The 18,283-nt window shown below is 65.4% G+C and carries 15 protein-coding genes and 1 tRNA gene; 11 read left to right on the top strand and 5 right to left on the bottom strand.

Features of this window, described 5'->3' with window-relative positions:
* A complete protein-coding gene (gene gltB / locus ACLB6G_RS10510; protein WP_410356122.1) occupies positions 1–4,716 on the bottom strand; it encodes a glutamate synthase large subunit in 4,716 nt (1,571 codons plus the stop codon).
* 549 nt (positions 4,717–5,265) lie between these two features.
* Here gltB and ACLB6G_RS10505 point away from each other — a divergent pair.
* The 5 genes from ACLB6G_RS10505 (at position 5,266) to ACLB6G_RS10485 (ending at position 9,143) form a co-directional block, all read left to right on the top strand.
* Positions 5,266–6,318 carry a threonine aldolase family protein gene (locus ACLB6G_RS10505; protein ID WP_410356121.1) on the top strand — a complete coding sequence of 351 codons (1,053 nt, stop codon included), beginning with the start codon at positions 5,266–5,268 and terminating at the stop codon, positions 6,316–6,318.
* Positions 6,319–6,469: 151 nt separating this feature from the next.
* Complete coding sequence (locus ACLB6G_RS10500; protein ID WP_410356120.1) at positions 6,470–6,808, top strand: BufA1 family periplasmic bufferin-type metallophore; 339 nt, start codon at positions 6,470–6,472, stop codon at positions 6,806–6,808.
* A 40-nt stretch (positions 6,809–6,848) separates the two neighbouring features.
* Positions 6,849–7,763 (top strand): MNIO family bufferin maturase, encoded by a 915-nt coding sequence (bufB, locus tag ACLB6G_RS10495; protein WP_410356119.1) that lies wholly within the window; start codon positions 6,849–6,851, stop codon positions 7,761–7,763.
* Entirely contained in the window at positions 7,750–8,547 is a 798-nt protein-coding gene (locus ACLB6G_RS10490; protein ID WP_410356118.1) for an HvfC/BufC family peptide modification chaperone, read from the top strand. Before bufB ends, ACLB6G_RS10490 begins: the two co-directional genes overlap by 14 nt.
* Entirely contained in the window at positions 8,544–9,143 is a 600-nt protein-coding gene (locus ACLB6G_RS10485; RefSeq protein WP_410356117.1) for a DoxX family protein, read from the top strand. The genes ACLB6G_RS10490 and ACLB6G_RS10485 overlap by 4 nt, the downstream gene beginning before the upstream one ends.
* 74 nt (positions 9,144–9,217) lie before the next feature.
* On the opposite strand, the gene ACLB6G_RS10480 is transcribed toward ACLB6G_RS10485, so the two are convergent.
* Entirely contained in the window at positions 9,218–9,685 is a 468-nt protein-coding gene (locus ACLB6G_RS10480) for an Hsp20 family protein (RefSeq protein WP_410356116.1), read from the bottom strand.
* Between the two features lie 443 nt (positions 9,686–10,128).
* Between ACLB6G_RS10480 and ACLB6G_RS10475 the strand changes: the two genes are divergently transcribed.
* Complete coding sequence (locus ACLB6G_RS10475; protein ID WP_410356115.1) at positions 10,129–11,103, top strand: alpha/beta fold hydrolase; 975 nt, start codon at positions 10,129–10,131, stop codon at positions 11,101–11,103.
* 27 nt (positions 11,104–11,130) lie between these two features.
* Here the strand turns inward: ACLB6G_RS10475 and hisN are convergent, their stop codons facing one another.
* Both hisN and ACLB6G_RS10465 read right to left on the bottom strand, forming a co-directional pair.
* Positions 11,131–11,904 carry a histidinol-phosphatase gene (hisN, locus tag ACLB6G_RS10470; protein ID WP_410356114.1) on the bottom strand — a complete coding sequence of 258 codons (774 nt, stop codon included), beginning with the start codon at positions 11,902–11,904 and terminating at the stop codon, positions 11,131–11,133.
* Positions 11,905–12,130: 226 nt separating this feature from the next.
* Positions 12,131–13,036 (bottom strand): N-formylglutamate amidohydrolase, encoded by a 906-nt coding sequence (locus tag ACLB6G_RS10465; protein ID WP_410356113.1) that lies wholly within the window; start codon positions 13,034–13,036, stop codon positions 12,131–12,133.
* 194 nt (positions 13,037–13,230) lie between these two features.
* Here ACLB6G_RS10465 and cpdR point away from each other — a divergent pair, with 194 nt between their 5' ends.
* From cpdR to ACLB6G_RS10440, 5 genes are all read left to right on the top strand, one after another.
* On the top strand, positions 13,231–13,593 hold the full coding sequence (gene cpdR, locus ACLB6G_RS10460) for a cell cycle two-component system response regulator CpdR (RefSeq protein WP_099306048.1): 363 nt from the start codon (positions 13,231–13,233) through the stop codon (positions 13,591–13,593).
* Positions 13,594–13,735: 142 nt separating this feature from the next.
* Positions 13,736–13,810: transfer RNA gene (locus ACLB6G_RS10455), tRNA-Val, on the top strand.
* 169 nt (positions 13,811–13,979) lie between these two features.
* A complete protein-coding gene (locus tag ACLB6G_RS10450; protein ID WP_410356112.1) occupies positions 13,980–14,423 on the top strand; it encodes an XRE family transcriptional regulator in 444 nt (147 codons plus the stop codon).
* Between the two features lie 324 nt (positions 14,424–14,747).
* Positions 14,748–17,435, top strand: a complete 2,688-nt coding sequence (locus ACLB6G_RS10445; protein ID WP_410356111.1) for a cation-transporting P-type ATPase — start codon at positions 14,748–14,750, stop codon at positions 17,433–17,435.
* Complete coding sequence (locus ACLB6G_RS10440) at positions 17,428–17,739, top strand: hypothetical protein (RefSeq protein ID WP_410356110.1); 312 nt, start codon at positions 17,428–17,430, stop codon at positions 17,737–17,739. The genes ACLB6G_RS10445 and ACLB6G_RS10440 overlap by 8 nt, the downstream gene beginning before the upstream one ends.
* Here the strand turns inward: ACLB6G_RS10440 and ACLB6G_RS10435 are convergent.
* Complete coding sequence (locus ACLB6G_RS10435) at positions 17,697–18,233, bottom strand: Crp/Fnr family transcriptional regulator (RefSeq protein WP_410356109.1); 537 nt, start codon at positions 18,231–18,233, stop codon at positions 17,697–17,699. The two genes, ACLB6G_RS10440 and ACLB6G_RS10435, sit on opposite strands and share 43 nt — an antisense overlap.
* Between the last annotated feature and the right edge of the window lie 50 nt (positions 18,234–18,283).

Raw genomic sequence — 18,283 nt, 5'->3', positions numbered from 1 at the left:
TCACTCCGCGGCCACGCCCATTTTCATGCGCTCCATGTCCTCCAGCGCGCGGCGGTATTCCACCGGCATCACCTTGCGGAACTTGGGCCGGAACACCGGCCAGTCGTTGAGGATCTCGGCTGCCCGTGTCGAGCCGGTGTGATGATGATGGGCGGCGATCAGCGCATAGAGGCGTTCCTCGTCATGGCTGGTCATGTTCTCCATCACGTCCACCCGGCCCTTGTGCGCCAGGTCGCCGCCATGGTGGTGCAGCTTCTCCAGCAGGTCGTCCTCTTCCGGCACCGGTTCCAGTTCGACCATGGCCATGTTGCAGCGCTCGGCGAAATCGCCCGCCTCGTCCAGCACATAGGCCACGCCGCCAGACATGCCGGCCGCGAAGTTGCGCCCCGTCTGGCCGAGCACGACCACCACGCCGCCCGTCATGTATTCGCAGCCGTGGTCGCCCACGCCCTCCACGACGGCCACCGCGCCGGAATTGCGCACCGCGAAGCGTTCGCCCGCCACGCCGCGGAAGAAGCACTCGCCCTCGATGGCGCCGTAGAGCACCGTATTGCCGGCAATGATCGATTCCTCGGCCACGATGCGGGCATTCTCCGGCGGACGGATGATGATGCGCCCGCCCGACAGGCCCTTGCCGACATAGTCGTTGCCGTCACCGACCAGTTCGAAGGTCACGCCGCGCGCAAGAAAGGCGCCGAAGGACTGGCCGGCGGTGCCGCGCAGCGTCACCTTGATCGTGTCGTCCTTGAGACCCTTGTGGCCGTAGCGCTTGGCCACCGCACCCGAAAGCATGGCTCCCGCCGAGCGGTCGGTGTTGCGGATCTCCGCCTCGATGACCACCGGCTGCTTGCTTTCCAGGGCCGGTGCGGCCTCCTCGATCAGCTTGCGGTCGAGAATGTCGTCGATGGGATGCTTCTGCCGCTCGGTCCAGCGGATCGCCTCCGCCGGCGCCTCCGGTTTGAAGAAGACGCGGCTGAAATCCAGCCCCTTCGCCTTCCAGTGGTCGATCATCGCTTCCTTGGACAACAGGTCGGACTGGCCGACGATGTCGTCCAGCTTCGTGTAGCCCATCTCGGCCAGCAGCGCGCGTACCTCTTCGGCGATGTAGAAGAAGTAGTTGATGACATGCTCCGGCGCGCCCTTGAAGCGCTTGCGCAGCACCGGATCCTGTGTCGCCACGCCCACCGGGCAGGTGTTCAGGTGGCACTTGCGCATCATCACGCAGCCCGCCGCGATCAGCGGCGCGGTGGAGAAGCCGAACTCGTCGGCACCCAGCAGCGCCCCGATCACCACGTCGCGGCCGGTGCGCAATCCGCCGTCGACCTGCAATGCCACGCGCGAGCGCAGGCCGTTGAGAACCAGCGTCTGGTGCGTCTCGGCAAGGCCCATCTCCCAGGGCGAGCCGGCGTGCTTGAGCGAGGTCAGCGGCGATGCGCCGGTGCCGCCGTCATAGCCCGAAATGGTGATGTGGTCGGCGCGCGCCTTGGCCACGCCCGCGGCCACCGTGCCCACGCCCACTTCCGAGACGAGCTTCACCGACACGTCGCCCGCCGGGTTGACGTTCTTCAGGTCGTAGATGAGCTGCGCCAGGTCCTCGATGGAATAGATGTCATGGTGCGGCGGCGGCGAGATGAGGCCGACACCCGGCGTCGAGTGACGCGTCTTGGCGATCGTCGCATCGACCTTGTGCCCGGGAAGCTGTCCGCCCTCGCCGGGCTTGGCTCCCTGCGCCACCTTGATCTGCATCATGTCGGAATTGACGAGATATTCCGTCGTCACGCCGAACCGGCCCGACGCCACCTGCTTGATGGCCGAGCGTTCCGGATTGGGCGAGCCGTCCGGCAACGGGTAGAAGCGGTCCGGCTCCTCTCCGCCTTCGCCGGTGTTGGACTTGCCGCCGATGCGGTTCATGGCGATGGCCAGCGTGGTATGCGCCTCGCGGCTGATCGAGCCGAAGCTCATCGCGCCGGTGGAGAACCGCTTGACGATCTCGGCGGCCGGCTCGACCTCGTCGATGGACACCGGCTTGCGCCCGCTCTCCTCCGCCGTGCGGATGTGGAACAGGCCGCGAATGGCCTTGGCGCGCGCCGTCTGGTCGTTCACCTGTCCGGCGAATTCCTTGTAGGTCTCGAACGAACTCTTGCGCACGGCATGCTGCAGCGTGGCGATGTTGTCCGGCGTCCACATGTGCGCTTCGCCGCGCATGCGGAACATGTATTCGCCGCCGACATCGAGCGCGCTGCGCAGCACCGGATCGTCGGAGAAGGCGTCCGTGTGGCGCATCACCGTCTCGCGGGCGATCTCGTCCATGCCGACGCCCTCGATCGTGGTCGCCGTGCCGGTGAAATACTTCTCCACGAAGCGCGACGAGAGGCCGACGGCATCGAAGATCTGGGCGCCGCAATAGGACTGGTAGGTCGAGATGCCCATCTTGGACATGACCTTCAGGATGCCCTTGCCGATGGACTTGATGTAGCGCGTGACCACTTCCTGCGGATCGACCTCGGGCGGGAACTCGCCGCGCGCATGCATGTCGAGCAGCGTGTCGAAGGCCAGGTACGGGTTGATCGCCTCCGCGCCGTATCCGGCCAGGCAGCAGAAGTGATGCACTTCGCGCGGCTCGCCCGATTCCACGACGAGGCCGACTGAGGTGCGCAGCCCCTGGCGGATGAGGTGATGATGCACCGCCGCCGTGGCGAGCAGCGCCGGGATGGCGATCCGGTCCGGCCCGATCTGCCGGTCCGAAAGGATGATGATGTTGTAGCCGCCGTGAACGGCCGCCTCGGCGCGCTCGCAGAGGCGCTGCACCGCTGCCGCCATGCCTTCCGACCCTTCGATCGAGGCATAGGACATGTCCAGCGTCTTGGTGTCGAACCGGTCCTCGGTATGGCCGATGGAGCGGATCTTCTCCAGGTCGCCATTGGTCAGGATCGGCTGGCGCACCTCCAGCCGCTTGCGCCGCGAGGCACCCTCATGGTCGAGGATGTTCGGGCGCGGACCGATGAAGGAGACAAGGCTCATCACCAGTTCCTCGCGGATCGGGTCGATCGGCGGGTTGGTGACCTGGGCGAAGTTCTGCTTGAAATAGGTATAGAGCAGCTTGGACTTGTCCGACATGGCCGAGATCGGCGTGTCGGTGCCCATCGATCCGATGGCCTCCTGGCCGGTCGTGGCCATCGGCGCCATCAGGATCTTGGTGTCCTCCTGCGTATAGCCGAAGGCCTGCTGGCGATCGAGCAACGAGACGTCCTTGCGCAGCGCGCGCGGCTCCACCGGCTTGAGGTCTTCCAGGATCAGCTGCGTGTTGTTCAGCCACTCGCGGTAGGGGTTCATGCCGGCGATTTCGGCCTTGATCTCCTCGTCGGAGACGATGCGTCCCTTCTCCATGTCGATGAGCAGCATGCGGCCGGGCTGCAGCCGCCACTTCTTGACGATCTTTTCCTCCGGCACGGTCAGCACGCCGGCTTCCGAGGCCATGATCACGCGGTCGTCGTCGGTGACGATGTAGCGGGCCGGGCGCAAGCCGTTGCGGTCCAGCGTCGCGCCGATCTGCCGCCCGTCGGTGAAGGCCACGGCGGCCGGACCGTCCCACGGCTCCATCAGCGCCGCATGGTATTCGTAGAAAGCCTTGCGCTTGGCATCCATCTGCTTGTTGCCGGCCCAGGCTTCCGGGATCAGCAGCATCATGGCATGCGGCAGCGAGTAGCCGCCCTGGTAGAGGAACTCCAGCGCGTTGTCGAAGCAGGCGGTGTCCGACTGCCCCTCGTAGGAGATCGGCCAGAGCTTCTCGATGTCGTTGCCGAAAAGCTCCGAATCGACCGACGCCTGGCGCGCCGCCATCCAGTTGACGTTGCCGCGCACGGTGTTGATCTCGCCGTTGTGGGCGACCATGCGGTAGGGATGCGACAGCTTCCAGGACGGGAAGGTGTTGGTGGAGAACCGCTGGTGCACCAGCGCCAGCGCGCTCTCGAAGCGCTCGTCGGTCAGGTCCTTGTAATAGGTCGGCACCTGCCAGGCCTCGAACATGCCCTTGTAGACGATGGTGCGCGACGACATCGACACGATGTAGAAGCCGTTGTCGCGGCCTTCCGTCTCGGCATGGACACGGCCGGAAATGACCTTGCGCACGATGTAGAGCTTGCGCTCGTATTCCTCCTCGTCCAGCCCGGCCGGCCGGCCGAAGAAGGCCTGGCGGTGGAAGGGTTCGGCGGCAGCCACGTCCGGCGCCTTGGAAAGCCTGGAATTGTCCACCGGCACATCGCGGAACGCGATCAGTTCCACGCCCTCGGCCTTGCAGACGTCGGCGATGATGCCTTCGCAATGGGCGCGCAGGTCCGCCTCCTGCGGCAGGAACAGATGCGCCACGCCATAATGGCCCGCCTCCGGCAGGCTGACACTCTGGGCAGCCATTTCCTCGCGGAAGAACCGGTCGGGAACCTGCACGAGCATGCCCGCGCCGTCGCCCATCAGCGGGTCGGCGCCCACCGCGCCGCGATGGGTGAGATTGACAAGCATCTGCAGGCCGTCGCGCACGGTCTGGTGCGACTTCATGCCCTTCATGTGGGCGACGAACCCGACGCCACAGGCATCGTGCTCGTTGCGCGGATCGTAGAGGCCGCGCGCCGAAGGCAGCCCGGCACGGGTTTTGGCGGCGGCGGCTTTCGTCTGAGCGGCCGCGTCGAACCCGGTCGTTGCAGAAGGCGTCTTGTCCGTCATCGCCATTGTCCTCCAAGGTGCTCCCGGCATCTGTCAGGAGCGGTCACTGACACGTGGGACGCCCCGAAATGGGAAACCGTCCCGGCTGTTTGGTCTCGGCATATCTTTCGAAAAGCCGGCGGGGCTGAAATTCAAGGAGCCGTTGGCGCCAGCGCCCCGCTGGCTGCCGGCCCCGGCCCGCGGCCTGCCGATGGCAGCGCGGACAAACGCTCTATATAGCGCATTCCGCGCGCGGAAAACCGAACCGGGCGCAAAACCCGTTCCGGTGCTTCCACGCGGAAATAAGACAGCATTACTGTCCTATCCAGAGCGTATGCCATAAAGCGCTTGTTGACACAAGACGGAAACGCAAAAAATGGCGCCCTGCCACGCAAGATGATTTCGGCAGAAGGCCGTGTTGCGAAATTTAATTACCCACGCATGCGGTCATGCCCCCGGCGATGGCCCCATGCCGGCCATTCCGGGTCTTGCGGCTTGCGCCGATGCGGGCCAATGTCGCGGCCCGTCAACACATCGCTCCATGAAGTCACGCGAAGGTCGTCACGTCCCATGTATTTCGGTTCCGACAACTGGTCCGGCTGTCATCCCGCCATCTCCGCCAATCTCGAACGCCACGCATCCGGCTTTGCCCGCGCCTATGGTGCCAGCGACCTCGACAAGGCCATCGAGGCACGGTTCAACGAACTCTTCGAGCGCGAGGTCGCGGTCTATTTCGTCGGCACCGGAACGGCAGCCAATTCGCTTGCCCTGGCGGCGTTGAACCGGCCCGGCGGTGTCGCCTTCTGCCACCGCGAGGCGCACATGATCGAGGACGAATGCGGCGCGCCCGAATATTTCACCGGCGGCGCGCGCCTGCATCCCGTCGACGGCCCGGCGGGCCGCATCGACCCGCAACTGCTGGCGCGCGAACTCAAGCGCTTCCCCCCGGATTTCGTCCATGCCGGCCAGCCCATGGCCATCTCGGTCACCCAGGCGACGGAAGCCGGAACGCTCTACACGCTCGACGACATCCGCGCCGTGTCCGGTGTGGCCAAGGCCCATGGCCTGCCCTTGCACATGGATGGCGCCCGCTTCGCCAACGCGCTTGTGTCGCTGGACTGTTCGCCCGCCGACATGACCTGGAAGGCCGGCGTCGACGCCCTGTCCTTCGGCGGCACCAAGAACGGCTGCTGGTGTGCCGAGGCGCTGGTCTTCTTCGATCCGCAGGCAGCGCGCGACCTGCCCTTCATCCGCAAGCGCGCCGCCCAGCTCTTCTCCAAGACACGCTTCATCGCGGCCCAGTTCGAGGCCTATCTCGATGGCGGGCTCTGGCTGGAGACAGCCGCCCACGCCAACGCCATGGCTTCCCGGCTCGCAGACATGATCGAAGCTTCCGCGACGATGCGCCTGGCATGGCGCCCGCAGGCCAACGAGGTCTTCGCCATCCTTGGCAAGGACGAGATGGAGCGCCTCCAGGCAGGCGGCGCAGTCTTCTACCCTTGGAACCCGCCGCACGGCTTCGAGGACCGGATCGCTGAAGGCGAAACCCTGGCACGCCTCGTGACGTCCTTTGCCACGGATGCAAGGGAAATCGAGGCTTTCGCCCGCATGCTGAACGTCTGAGCCTGACAAAACCGTGAGCTGTGGCTGACGCCCGGCTCACGCCCAAGTGACAGGAAATAACGCCCGCTTTATTTCCAAGTGACTGCCCCTTTGACGATGGTTGCGATGCCGGCAACGGGCCGGCCCGAGATCACAGTCAGAGGAGTTATCCATGTCGAAATCCAAGCTCAATGCCGCCTTCTTCGCCGGCGCTGTCGCCACCGCCATTTCCGGCGCCGCCCTCATGGGCACGACGGGCGCGGCGCACGCCGCCAACGTGAAGTGCTTCGGCGTTTCGCTTGCCGGCCAGAACGATTGCGCCGCCGGGCCCGGCACCACCTGCGCCGGTTCCTCCAAGGTCGACTACCAGGGCAATGCCTGGACGCTGGTCGAGGAAGGCACCTGCGAGAGCGCCGAACCGGTGCTCGCCAAGACCGGTGAGAAGACCATGCTTCCGGACGGGCGCATGGGCTCGCTGACCGAACTGGACCGTGACCTCCCGCAGTCCTGATTCCAGCGCAGCGTCGATCCGGAAACAGGAGGCCCGTTCCATGATCCCCTCACCTCTCGCCATGGCCCCGCGGCCTTCGTTTCCGGATCACGCGATTGCCGGCCTCGCCGGCGCCTCATTCAAGCCGCAGCACCTGAACGCCATCCTTGAGGATGCGCCCGCGGGCCTGTTCTTCGAGGTTCATGCCGAAAACTACATGGGCGCCGGCGGCATGCCCCATGCCGCGCTCGCCGGGATCCGCAACCGCTTCCCATTGTCCCTGCATGGCGTCTGCATGTCGATCGGCGGCGAAAACCCGCTCGACGAAGACCATCTTGCCCGCTTCGCGGCACTGGTCGACCGCTACCGGCCGGCCCTCGTCTCCGAACACCTCGCCTGGTCCACCCATGACGGCGTGTTCTACAACGACCTGCTTCCGCTGCCCTATACCAATGCGACGCTGGCGCGCGTCTGCGACCATGTCGACCGCATGCAGGAGGCCATCGGCCGCACCATCCTGCTGGAAAATCCCGCCACCTATGTGCTGTTCGCCCAATCGGACTGGGAGGAGACCGAATTCCTCGCCGAGGTGGTGCGGCGCACCGGATGCGGCCTGCTCCTCGACCTCAACAACGTCTTCGTGTCCGCGACGAACCACGGCTTTTCGCCCATGACCTATCTCGGCCGCTTTCCGCTCGACCATGTCGGCGAAATCCATCTGGCCGGCCATGACACGCAGGCCGATGACGACGGCCAACCGCTGCTGATCGACAGCCATGACCGCCCGGTCGCCGATCCGGTCTGGGCGCTCTACCGGACCATCATCGGCCAGACCGGCCCGTTGCCCACCCTGGTGGAATGGGACGCCGACCTGCCGGAATGGCCGGTTCTCAAGGCCGAGGCGCAAGCCGCCCAGGCCATACTCGACGACGCCGCCACTACATACATGATGGGCAAGCGTCATGCGTGCCTCTGAAACCGCTTGGAACCGCAACGCCTTCGCCGGCGCGCTGACCGACCCGCTGGCACCCATGCCGGCGGGCGTCACCCGGCGCGGTGGCGGCAAGGCCGTTCGCCGCTTTGCCGTTTACCGGAACAATGTCGTCCATTCGCTGGTGACGGCCATCGCCGACATCTTCCCGGCCGTGGCCGCGCTGGCGGGCAAGGAACGCTTCGCCCATGTGGCCCGCCTCTACCTTGAGGAATGCCCGCCGCGCTCGCCCGTCCTGGCGGAACTCGGCCGCGATTTTCCGGCCTTTCTGGACCGTTTTCCCCCGGCCCGCCAGCAAATGCCATGGCTGGCCCATCTGGCACGGCTGGAAAGCGCCTGGCTCGATGCCTGGCACGCCGCCGATGCCGCGCCAATGGACGCGGGCGCCCTTTCCGCCATCGCGCCGGAATCCCTGGCGGAAACCCGGTTCAGGCCGCACCCCGCCGCCCGCATCATTGCCGCGCCCTTCGCCATCGCGGACCTGATGGAGGCAGGGCGCGCGGGCTTGCCCGCCAGTCCCGGCGGCCCACAGACCGTGCTCGTGACGCGCCCGCACCTGAACGTGGAAACACGCGTGCTCGACGAGGCCGCCGGCGTCTTCGCTGCCCGCCTGCTGGCAGGCGCGACCCTTGAAGATGCCCACACGGCGGGAGAAGCCGCCGGATCCGGAGCATTCGATATCGGCGTCAGCCTGGGCCTGCTGCTGGCGGCGGGCGCCCTGGCCGGCATCGAATCGGCTTGCGCAACAGGAGAGGAAAAACTGACATGAACGCGATGATCGAACGGATGGCCGGCCTCCACGCGGCCGTGGCCGGCAGGCTGGAAGCCATCAGCGACCGCTGGCTCATGGGCCTGGCAGCCCGTATGGCCTTCGCCTCCGTCCTGTTCGGCTATTACTGGAATTCCGCCCTTACCAAGGTCGGAGCCGGGTTTGCCGGCTTCTTCACCATTTCCGACGGCGCCTATTACCAGATGCTGCCGCCGGTTATCGAGGCGGCCGGCTACGATACCGCCAATGTCGCCTTCTTCCCCTGGAAGATCATCGTCATCTTCGGCACCTATGCCGAGTTCGCGCTGCCCCTGCTCATTGTCCTTGGACTGGCCACCCGCCTGGCCGCCTTCGGCATGATCGGCTTCATCGCGGTGCAGAGCTATGTCGACGTCATGTTCCACAACATCGGCGCGGAGGCCACGGGCGCGTTGTTCGACCGCTTCCCCGACGCCATCATCGCCGACCAGCGCCTGCTTTGGGTCCTGCCGCTTGCCTATCTGGTCTTCAAGGGCGCCGGCCTCGTGTCCCTTGACGGGCTGATTGCCCGCCGCCAGGCAGCCGCACCGGCCGTCATGGCAGGGCGCGCGGCCTGACCGCGCAAACGAAAAGGGCGGCGCCGTGAAGCGCCGCCCTGTCATGGCTGGAAGCCGTAAACGGACCGTCCGGATTACTCGGCCTTGGCCTCGATTTGCCTGGCGTCCTTGCGGCCGCCTTCGGCGATGGCGATCCTGCGCGGCTTCATCTCTTCCGGGATTTCGCGCTTGAGATCGACATGCAGCAGGCCGTTGACCAGTTCCGCGCCATTTACCTCGACGTGGTCGGCAAGCTGGAACCGGCGCTCGAAGCTGCGCGCGGCAATGCCGCGATGCAGGAATTCGCGGCCCTCGTCCTTCTCTTCCTCGCTCTTCTCACCCTTGATGGTCAGCGTGTTGCGCTTGGCCTCGATGGTAAGGTCGGCCTCGGAGAAACCGGCCACCGCCATGGTGATGCGGTAGGCGTTCTCGCCGGTGCGCTCGATGTTGTAGGGCGGATAGGACTGGCCATTGTCCGGCTGGGCAAGGCTGTCGAGCATGGTGAAGAGACGGTCGAAGCCAACGGTGGAACGGTAGAGGGGGGAAAAATCGACGTGACGCATGGTAAGTCCTCCATGGGAAGCGACGTGTTGTTGCGTTTGGCCCCGCGCATGAAACCCGTATTGGCGTTCCGGTGCGGACCAGCAGCCCCGATTTCGGCGGCTGCATCCACCATTTGGGAAGGCGGCGTGCCGGTTTCAAGACGGCGCGGGATTGCCACGCCCACAGCGCATGAACGGCACATGAACAGCTCCTTCCGCCTGCGTTCAGGCAGACCGTGGCATTCTCCCTTCAACGCTCGGACGGCAGACAAGGCCGGATGGCGGAGCGGATCCGGGTGTATCGTCCCTTCCTCCCGGATCCGCGTTCTTCCCGACCTGCGAAAGGCCCCGGCCCGACCGCCTGGCGTCCGCCGCATCTCCTCCCGCCCGCCACATTTTCTTTGCTTTTGCAGCCGTGCCTGACTATGCCGGAGCGCTGTTACTCGCAAAGACATGGCCATTGCATGGACGTTGCCGCCGGACAGGAAAGAGATCTGCTTGTCGCAATGCCGCAGAACCCGGTGCCCGAGGGCGCCGTTGCGGGCCATGTGGTGACGGGCGACGGCATGCGCCTGCGCTATGCGCGGTTTCCGGCCACGGGCCGGCCGTTGCGCGGCACCATCATCATCCTGCATGGCCGCAACGAGTGCATCGAGAAGTATTTCGAGACGATCACCGAGCTTTCGGCTGCCGGCTATGAATGCGCCACCTTCGACTGGCGTGGCCAGGGTGGCTCCACCCGCCTGCTGCGCGATCGCGGCAAGGGCCATGCCGATGATTTCGACGGCTATGTGAACGACCTGGAGCAGGTCTTCGCCGACGTGATCCTTCCCGATTGCCGCGCGCCGTTCCACGTCCTTGCCCATTCGACCGGCGCGCTGGTCGCGCTGCTGGCCAGCGACCGCATGGTCAACCGCATCCGCCGCATGGTCTTGGCCTCGCCGCTGCTCGAACTGAGCCATCCGCCACTGTCGCAAGGCGGCATCGCCTTCGTGGCGCGCTTCCTCACCATGATCGGGCTGGGCACCATGTATATCGCCGGAGGAAAGCGCCCGCGCGAGATCGCACCCTTCATGGGAAACAAGCTGACCAGCGACTACGACCGCTACATGCGCAATGCCACCCTCTATGAAAGGCACCGCGAACTTGCGCTTGGCGGACCGACCGCCGGCTGGGTGAACGCCGCGATCCAGGCGATCGAGACGGTGCGCGACCCGGAATTCATTGCCGGCCTGCGCATACCCGCCCTGCTGGTTGCCGCCGGCGCCGACCAGATCGTGCCGCTGCGCGCGGTGGAGGATTACGGCCGGCGGATGCGCTCGGGGTCCTGCCTGACCATCGACGGTGCCCGCCATGAAATCATGCAGGAAGCCGACGCCTACCGCGCGCCCTTCATGGCTGCCATGCTTGCCTTCTTCGACGGGGAACCGGCAGCCTGAAACCGGCCATGGTCCGGCCGGCCCCCGTCAGCCGTTCAGCAGCGCCAGGGCCTCGCCATGGAGCGCCGGATTGCCCGAAGCGAGGATGTCCCCGCCGGTCTCGGCCGGACCGCCATCCCATCGCGTGACGACGCCGCCGGCCTTCTCGATGATGGGGATCAGTCCGACGATGTCGTAGGGCTTCAGGCCGCATTCGCAGGCCATGTCGGCGTGACCGGCTGCGACCATGGCGAAGGCATAGCAGTCGGTGCCATAGCGCGGCAGGCGCACCACGCGTTCCAGCGCATCGTACCTGCGCCGCATGTCGCCCTGGTAGAGAGCGGGCGAGGTGGTGAACAGCGATGCCTGCGAAAGCGAAGGTGTCTTGCGTGTCGCCAGCCGGCGCGGTCCGCCGGGGCCTTCGTAATGGGCGCCGGTCTCGTCGCCGTAGAAGAGTTCGCCGGTGAAGGGCTGCGCCATCATGCCGGCCACCGCGTCACCCTGTTCGGTCAGGCCCATGAGTGTTCCCCAGACCGGCAGGCCGGAGATGAAGGCCCGCGTCCCGTCGATCGGATCGATGACCCAGACGCAATCGCGGTCCAGCCCCTCTCCGCCTTCTTCCTCGCCCAGGATCCCGTGATCCGGATAGGCGCTGGCGATCAGCGCGCGGATGGCCCGCTCGATGGCGCGGTCGGCTTCCGTGACCGGGTCGAACCCCTCGTCGAGCTTGTTGTCCACGCCAAGCCCGGTACGGAAACGGGGCAGCCCCTCGCGCGCGGCGGCTTCGGCGGCCTGTCGGAAGAAATCGGCAAATCCGGTCATGGGGTCTGTCCGTGCGGTGAGTGATGCCCCCGGGCGGCAGGACACAGCCGACCCTGCACCAAGGTACAATTGAGGAATAGTTAATCCCGGTTGACTTTTTTGCGATGCAACATAACCTGTAGTCGGACAGGCCAGTCCTGTCCATGCCCTCCTTGGGCGTTTCCTCCCTAGACTTGGACCGCGCCGCCCTGCGTCGCGGTCTTTTTTTCGGTCCGTCGCGGCTGTTTCACTCGGCCGCGAGGACGGGTGGCGCCAGCATTTCGCGCGGCAATGCGGCAAGGGCATCCGTGAACCGTTCGAGATCGGCGCGCAGGGCATCGAAACCCGCCGTCGGCTCATAGGTCGCCTCGTTCAGGTAAAGGCCGCGATTGACCTCCACCTGGATGGCGTGCAGGCCCCGGGCCGGGCGGCCGTAGTGTTCGGTGATGAATCCGCCGGCATAGGGCTTGTTGTAGGCCACGCGGTAGCCCATGCCCTTCAGCAGCGCGATGGCATGGTCGCTGAGTGCCGGACTGGCAGCCGTCGCAAACCGGTCGCCGATGATGAAATCGGCCGCCCCCCCGTTGTCGGGAACCCGCACGGAGGCAGGCATGGAATGGCAGTCGACAAGCACGGCCATGCCGAACAGGGCGTGCGTGGTCAGCAGCATCCGGCGAAGGCGGGCGTGATAGGGCTTGTAGTAATGCTCCACCCGCAGCAGGGCCTCGGCCGCGCGCAGCTTTCCATCGTAGATATGGACGCCTTCCGACACGATGCGCGGCACCGTTCCCAACCCGCCGGCGACCCTGACCGAGCGCATGTTGACGAAGGGCGGCAACCGGTCGCTGAACATCTTCGGATCGAGTTCGTAGGCTTCGCGGTTGACATCCAGATAGGCGCGCGGGAACCCGGCCGACAGCAGCGGCGCCCCCTGTTGTGCGACGTGCCGGAACAGCAGGTCCACGTGGCAGTCTTCCGACCTGCGGATCGCCTGGGCGTCAAGCCGCACCATGTCGAGGAAGCGCCTGGGATAATGACGGCCGCTATGCGGCGAATTGAAGACGAAGGGAACCGTCTGGCGATCCGGCATGAGCGCGTGAAACGGCGCAACCGTCCGGAAATCATCCGCCACGTCGCTTGCCATGTCGCTCATGCCGTCTCCGTATCCCAGCAACGGGACAATGGCAGTCCGCGTGCCCTCTGTCCAGTCACGGGCTGCCGCCGGAGGACGGCTTGCCGGGTGAAACCGGCGGGGCTTTCATTCACTTGATGTTTACCCCCGCCGCGTCATAGAAGAGGCATGGTCAAGATACGCAGGACGGTCCCTGCGCCAACGGACATGGAACCATGACGCGCATCCTACTGGCAGAAGATGACAACGACATGCGCCGCTTCCTGGTGAAGGCGCTGGAGAAGGCAGGCTACGACGTCTGCGATTTCGACAATGGCGCTTCCGCCTTCGAGCGTTTGCGCGAGGAACCGTTCAACCTGCTCCTCACCGACATCGTCATGCCGGAGATGGACGGGATCGAACTTGCCCGCCGGGCGACCGAGATCGACCCCGATCTGAAGGTCATGTTCATCACGGGCTTTGCCGCCGTGGCGCTCAATCCCGATTCCAAGGCCCCGAAGGATGCCCGCATCCTGTCCAAGCCCTTCCACCTGCGAGACCTCGTCGCCGAGGTTTCCAAGATGCTGGAAGCGGCCTGATACACCTGTCCGCAGGAAGCTCAAGCCGATGCGGCCCGCGCCCTGCGCGGGCTTTTTTATTGGCCTTCGGGCACCCGGTTTTTTTGCTTCGCGAACCTATTGACGGGCGCACCCGCTTTGTGGTCTATGCCGCTCCACGGATGGGCGTGTAGCTCAGCGGGAGAGCACTACGTTGACATCGTAGGGGTCACAGGTTCAATCCCTGTCACGCCCACCATCCTTTTCAAGCACTTGGCGGCATTCTACGTAGTTCCCTTTAGGTTCAGTGAACCTGAAGGCTGTTACCCTCACATCGCCGCAATTGCGACAACCTGTTGTTCTCACAAGTTTTCTTCCCCCTGACAACTCTCCGCTGACCCCTTGCATGGCGCTCATCAGAAGCACTCATGTCGCGTGTGCAGATGGAGACGCTGATCATGTCCACCCGCAAGCCTGGCCGCCCTTACGCAGACACCCTCCTGGCGAAGTTCGTCACCAGGAGGGTGCTGGAACTGAAATATCGCAAGACGCAGGCGCAGATCGCCGCCGAGGCTGGTTTCACCAACGCGAATATCATGTCCTTGATCAAGAACGGATCGTCCAAGCTGGCGCTAGACCGCGTGCCTGCGCTGGCCAAGGCACTCGAATGCGACGCGGCCCTGCTGTTCCGCATGGCCCTCGACCAGCATGACAGCCCGACGACGGAGACGGCGATCCGGCAGATCTTCCGCGCGGTCGTGACCGTGAACGAGGCCGCCTGGCTGGACGAGTTGCGCGACGCCAGCGACAACAGCGACCCCGCGCTGACGACCCGGGCGCGTGCGGCCATCAGGGGGATTTTCGGCAAATGACGATTTCGGGATTGGGCGAAAACGAGAAGGCGTGGATCACCTTCCTGAGGATGATCTCGGACGGCCGCGACCCCGCCCCGACACCGAGGCGGGTGCAGTTGCTGCGGTGCGTGCTGAGCCGGAAGAAGTCAATGTGGCGGTAAGACCGAACCCAGTTGGATATGAAACTGCGGATGCGTCTCCGGTCGTCGCGCCTCAAGCACGTCATGGTGAGTTACCCCGGCATATGCGCCCTTGCACCCTTGAACATTAGCACAGTTGCTCTGATCCTCTGGTGAACCGCACATGGCGTTCGCCCGTCAATCAACCTGGCAAGAGCAACATATGACATCCCATCATCATTCCGGCACGATCGACGAATGCCTGGAGAGCCTCGGCGCCACGGCAGCGGGTCTTTCGGGCGAGGACGCCGCGCGCCGGCTCGAAAAGCACGGTCCCAACCGCCTGCCCGAGCCGCCGAAACGCCATGCGGCGCTCCGTTTTCTCTCCCATTTCCACAACATCCTGATCTACGTCCTGCTTGGTTCGGCCGCCATCACCCTTGTCATGCAACACTACGTGGATACCGCGGTGATCCTGGCGGTCGTGATCGCCAATGCGGTCATCGGCTTCATACAGGAAGGCAAGGCGGAAAAGGCGATGGAATCCATCCGCCGCATGCTGGCACCCCATGCTGCCGTCCTGCGCGACGGCGAGCGGCGCAGCGTCGACGGCGAAGTGCTGGTGCCGGGCGATATCGTCCTGCTTGAGGCCGGCGACAAGGTGCCGGCCGATCTGCGGCTCATACGCACCCATGGATTGCAGGTGCAGGAAGCGATCCTGACCGGCGAATCCGTGCCCGTGGACAAGACAACCGCACCCGTTCCGGCCGATGCACCGCTCGGCGACCGTTCCTGCATGGCCTATAGCGGAACCATGGTGACCAGCGGCCAGGGCCGCGGCGTGATCGTTGCAACCGGTGCCGGAACCGAGATCGGACGCATCAGCGGCCTCCTGTCCACGGTGGAGGTGCTGACGACGCCGCTGGTGCGGCAGATGAACGTCTTTGCCCGCTGGCTGACCATACTCATCCTGCTGATCGCGGCCATCCTTCTTGTCTTCGGCTATTTCGTCGAGCATCACGACTTCAACGACATGTTCATGGCCGTTGTCGGGCTATCGGTTGCCGCGATCCCCGAAGGCCTGCCGGCTGTCCTCACCATCACGCTTGCCGTCGGCGTCCAGGCCATGGCCAGGCGGAATGCCATTGTGCGCCGTCTGCCGGCCATCGAGACCCTGGGCTCCGTCTCGGTCATCTGCACGGACAAGACCGGCACGCTGACGCGCAACGAGATGATGGTGGCGTCGGTCGCTGTCACCGGCCATCGCTACGCATTCGAAGGCAACGGATACGAACCGGAAGGCGCCGTGCTGCTGGCACAGGCACCGGTCAGGGGAATGGACCAGCTTCACCTGGCAGCACTGGCGCGCGCAGCTGCCTCCTGCAACGATGCCTCGCTGCACCGGCGTGACGAAGGCTGGGTGGTGGAAGGCGACCCGATGGAAGGCGCGCTGCTGGCCTTGGCCGGGAAGGTCGGCGTCGATGTCAGCCGTGAATTGTCGGCACGCACCCGCACCGATACGATCCCCTTCGATTCCCGCCACAAGTTCATGGCCACGCTTCATCACGACCATCCGGGCCATGCCGACATCTTCGTCAAGGGCGCGCCGGAACAGGTCCTGGCCATGTGCGCCGAGCAGCGCGGCCCCGACGGGCGGAGCGAACCGCTGGACGAAGCCTTCTGGACCGGGGCCGCCGACAGCATGGCGGAAAGCGGCCAGCGTGTGCTGGCAATCGCCACACGCCAGGTCGGCAATGACCAGACCGCCCTCGATTTCGCGGATGTGGAAGGCGGCCTCGTGCTGATCGGCCTTGTCGGACTGATCGACCCGCCGCGTCCCGAGGCCATCGAGGCTGTGGCGCAGTGCCGTGAGGCGGGGATCCGCGTCAAGATGATCACCGGAGATCACGCCGGAACGGCAGCCGCGATCGGCCGCATGATCGGCCTGGAAAATCCAGGCGATGTGCTCACTGGCCGCCAACTGGACGCCATGGACGACGCGGAACTGGCCATGGCAATTTCGACGACCGACATTTTCGCCCGCACCAACCCGGAGCACAAGCTGCGCCTCGTCATGGCACTGCAATCGCAGGGCATCACGGCCGCCATGACCGGCGACGGGGTCAACGACGCACCCGCACTCAAGCGCGCGGACGCGGGAATCGCGATGGGCATGAAGGGGAGCGAGGCGGCGAAGGAAGCCGCCGAACTCGTGCTCGCCGACGACAACTTCGCCTCCATCGTGGCGGCCGTGCGCGAGGGGCGGACCGTCTATGACAATATCAAGAAGGTCATCAGCTGGACGCTGCCCACCAATGCCGGCGAGGCCATGACGATTGTCGTCGCGCTTCTCTTCGGCATGACGCTGCCGATCACGCCGATCCAGATCCTTTGGGTCAACCTGATCACCGCGGTGACGCTGGGCATTGCGCTGGCCTTCGAGCCGACCGAGGAGAACACGATGCGCCGCCCGCCGCGTCCGCGCGACGAACCGATCCTGACGGGCCAGATGGCGTGGCAGATCGTGCTCGTTTCCAGCCTGTTCTTTGCCAGCGTCTTCGGCATCTATGCCTATGCGACGGACCGGGGCCATTCGATCGACCTTGCGCGCACGATGGCACTGAACACGCTGGTGGTGATGGAGATCGCCTACCTGTTCATTGTCCGCAACATCTACGGCACATCCCTGACCTGGAAGGCGGTGCGGGCGACACCGGTGATCTGGGCAACCGTCATCGCAGTGACCGCGGCCCAGTTCGCCATCACCTATCTGCCGCCCTTGCAGCGTGTCTTCTCCACGCAGGCGGTCCCGCTCTTCGACGGCATGATCATTGTCGGCGTGGGGGTCCTGCTGTTCGCGATCATCGAGATCGAGAAGCAGCTCCGCCTGGCCATCAAGGGCAATGGGTGATGACCGGGCAGGAGGCTTTGCCGGCATCCTGACGGCCTGTACCGCAAGGTGGCCGGGCGCGCGGCCGGGGCTTCTGGTCTGCGGCATGGTCATGGTCTTGCTGGCGTTGCCGCTCACCGTGATCCGGGTCAAGGACAGCCTGTATCGCGCCAAGGCGGTGACCGCAGCCTACATCCACGGAACAGAGTTCGCGATAGGGACGCCGCTACAGGCGATAGAGGCGCGCCCCGATGAAGGCCGCAATGGGATACCAGACGAAAATCACGCGCGGCTCTTCGAGCGGCGATGGGCCAATTCGCGATAGAGCGCTTCCCGCGTGACGCCCAGTTCGGCGGCCACCTCCTGCCAGCGGCCCTTGTCCGGCAGGTTGTGGCCCTCGGCGAGCCAGGCATCGAGACGATCCGCGACCCGCGGCAATGATCGAAGTTCGGCCCTGAAGCGCGCCGCCTGGACCGCGCGCGCCAGGTTCCTCGCCCAACGTTCCGCAAGGTCGGGATCAGCTCTCAGCCTCGCCAGGAACACCGCGCGCGGCAGGAGCGCCGCAACGCAGGGCTCGACCGCTACCGCATCGCAATGATAGGCGTCCGACCAGGCGGAAGCCTCGGCGAGGATCTGCGCGCTCCCGGCGCGTTGCAGGATCATCGTCAGCCCATGGCCCGTATGGCGGACCAGATCGGCCTGTCCGGCCCGCAGCAGGATCATCCACGCCACCGGGTCGCCGGCGCGGAACAGCACGTCTCCAGCCGCGAACTCGCGCGCGGCCGCATCGGCAAAGACAGGCTCGAACAGGTCTGACATGATACCAATCATATGCATCGCCGCCGGCAGATGCGAGAGAGGAAAGAAAA

The organism is Zhengella sedimenti (genome assembly GCF_046506625.1).
Taxonomy (GTDB): domain Bacteria; phylum Pseudomonadota; class Alphaproteobacteria; order Rhizobiales; family Rhizobiaceae; genus Zhengella; species Zhengella sedimenti.
The sequence above is the reverse complement of the archived record's forward strand: the minus strand, read 5'-3'. Positions and strand labels throughout refer to the sequence as shown.

Coding starts and splice junctions, on each gene's coding strand:
- gltB (WP_410356122.1), bottom strand. CDS start 4,716: ATGACGGACAAGACGCCTTCTGCAACGACCGGGTTCGACGCGGCCGCT.
- ACLB6G_RS10505 (WP_410356121.1), top strand. CDS start 5,266: ATGTATTTCGGTTCCGACAACTGGTCCGGCTGTCATCCCGCCATCTCC.
- ACLB6G_RS10500 (WP_410356120.1), top strand. CDS start 6,470: ATGTCGAAATCCAAGCTCAATGCCGCCTTCTTCGCCGGCGCTGTCGCC.
- bufB (WP_410356119.1), top strand. CDS start 6,849: ATGATCCCCTCACCTCTCGCCATGGCCCCGCGGCCTTCGTTTCCGGAT.
- ACLB6G_RS10490 (WP_410356118.1), top strand. CDS start 7,750: ATGCGTGCCTCTGAAACCGCTTGGAACCGCAACGCCTTCGCCGGCGCG.
- ACLB6G_RS10485 (WP_410356117.1), top strand. CDS start 8,544: ATGAACGCGATGATCGAACGGATGGCCGGCCTCCACGCGGCCGTGGCC.
- ACLB6G_RS10480 (WP_410356116.1), bottom strand. CDS start 9,685: ATGCGTCACGTCGATTTTTCCCCCCTCTACCGTTCCACCGTTGGCTTC.
- ACLB6G_RS10475 (WP_410356115.1), top strand. CDS start 10,129: ATGGACGTTGCCGCCGGACAGGAAAGAGATCTGCTTGTCGCAATGCCG.
- hisN (WP_410356114.1), bottom strand. CDS start 11,904: ATGACCGGATTTGCCGATTTCTTCCGACAGGCCGCCGAAGCCGCCGCG.
- ACLB6G_RS10465 (WP_410356113.1), bottom strand. CDS start 13,036: ATGAGCGACATGGCAAGCGACGTGGCGGATGATTTCCGGACGGTTGCG.
- cpdR (WP_099306048.1), top strand. CDS start 13,231: ATGACGCGCATCCTACTGGCAGAAGATGACAACGACATGCGCCGCTTC.
- ACLB6G_RS10450 (WP_410356112.1), top strand. CDS start 13,980: ATGTCGCGTGTGCAGATGGAGACGCTGATCATGTCCACCCGCAAGCCT.
- ACLB6G_RS10445 (WP_410356111.1), top strand. CDS start 14,748: ATGACATCCCATCATCATTCCGGCACGATCGACGAATGCCTGGAGAGC.
- ACLB6G_RS10440 (WP_410356110.1), top strand. CDS start 17,428: ATGGGTGATGACCGGGCAGGAGGCTTTGCCGGCATCCTGACGGCCTGT.
- ACLB6G_RS10435 (WP_410356109.1), bottom strand. CDS start 18,233: ATGTCAGACCTGTTCGAGCCTGTCTTTGCCGATGCGGCCGCGCGCGAG.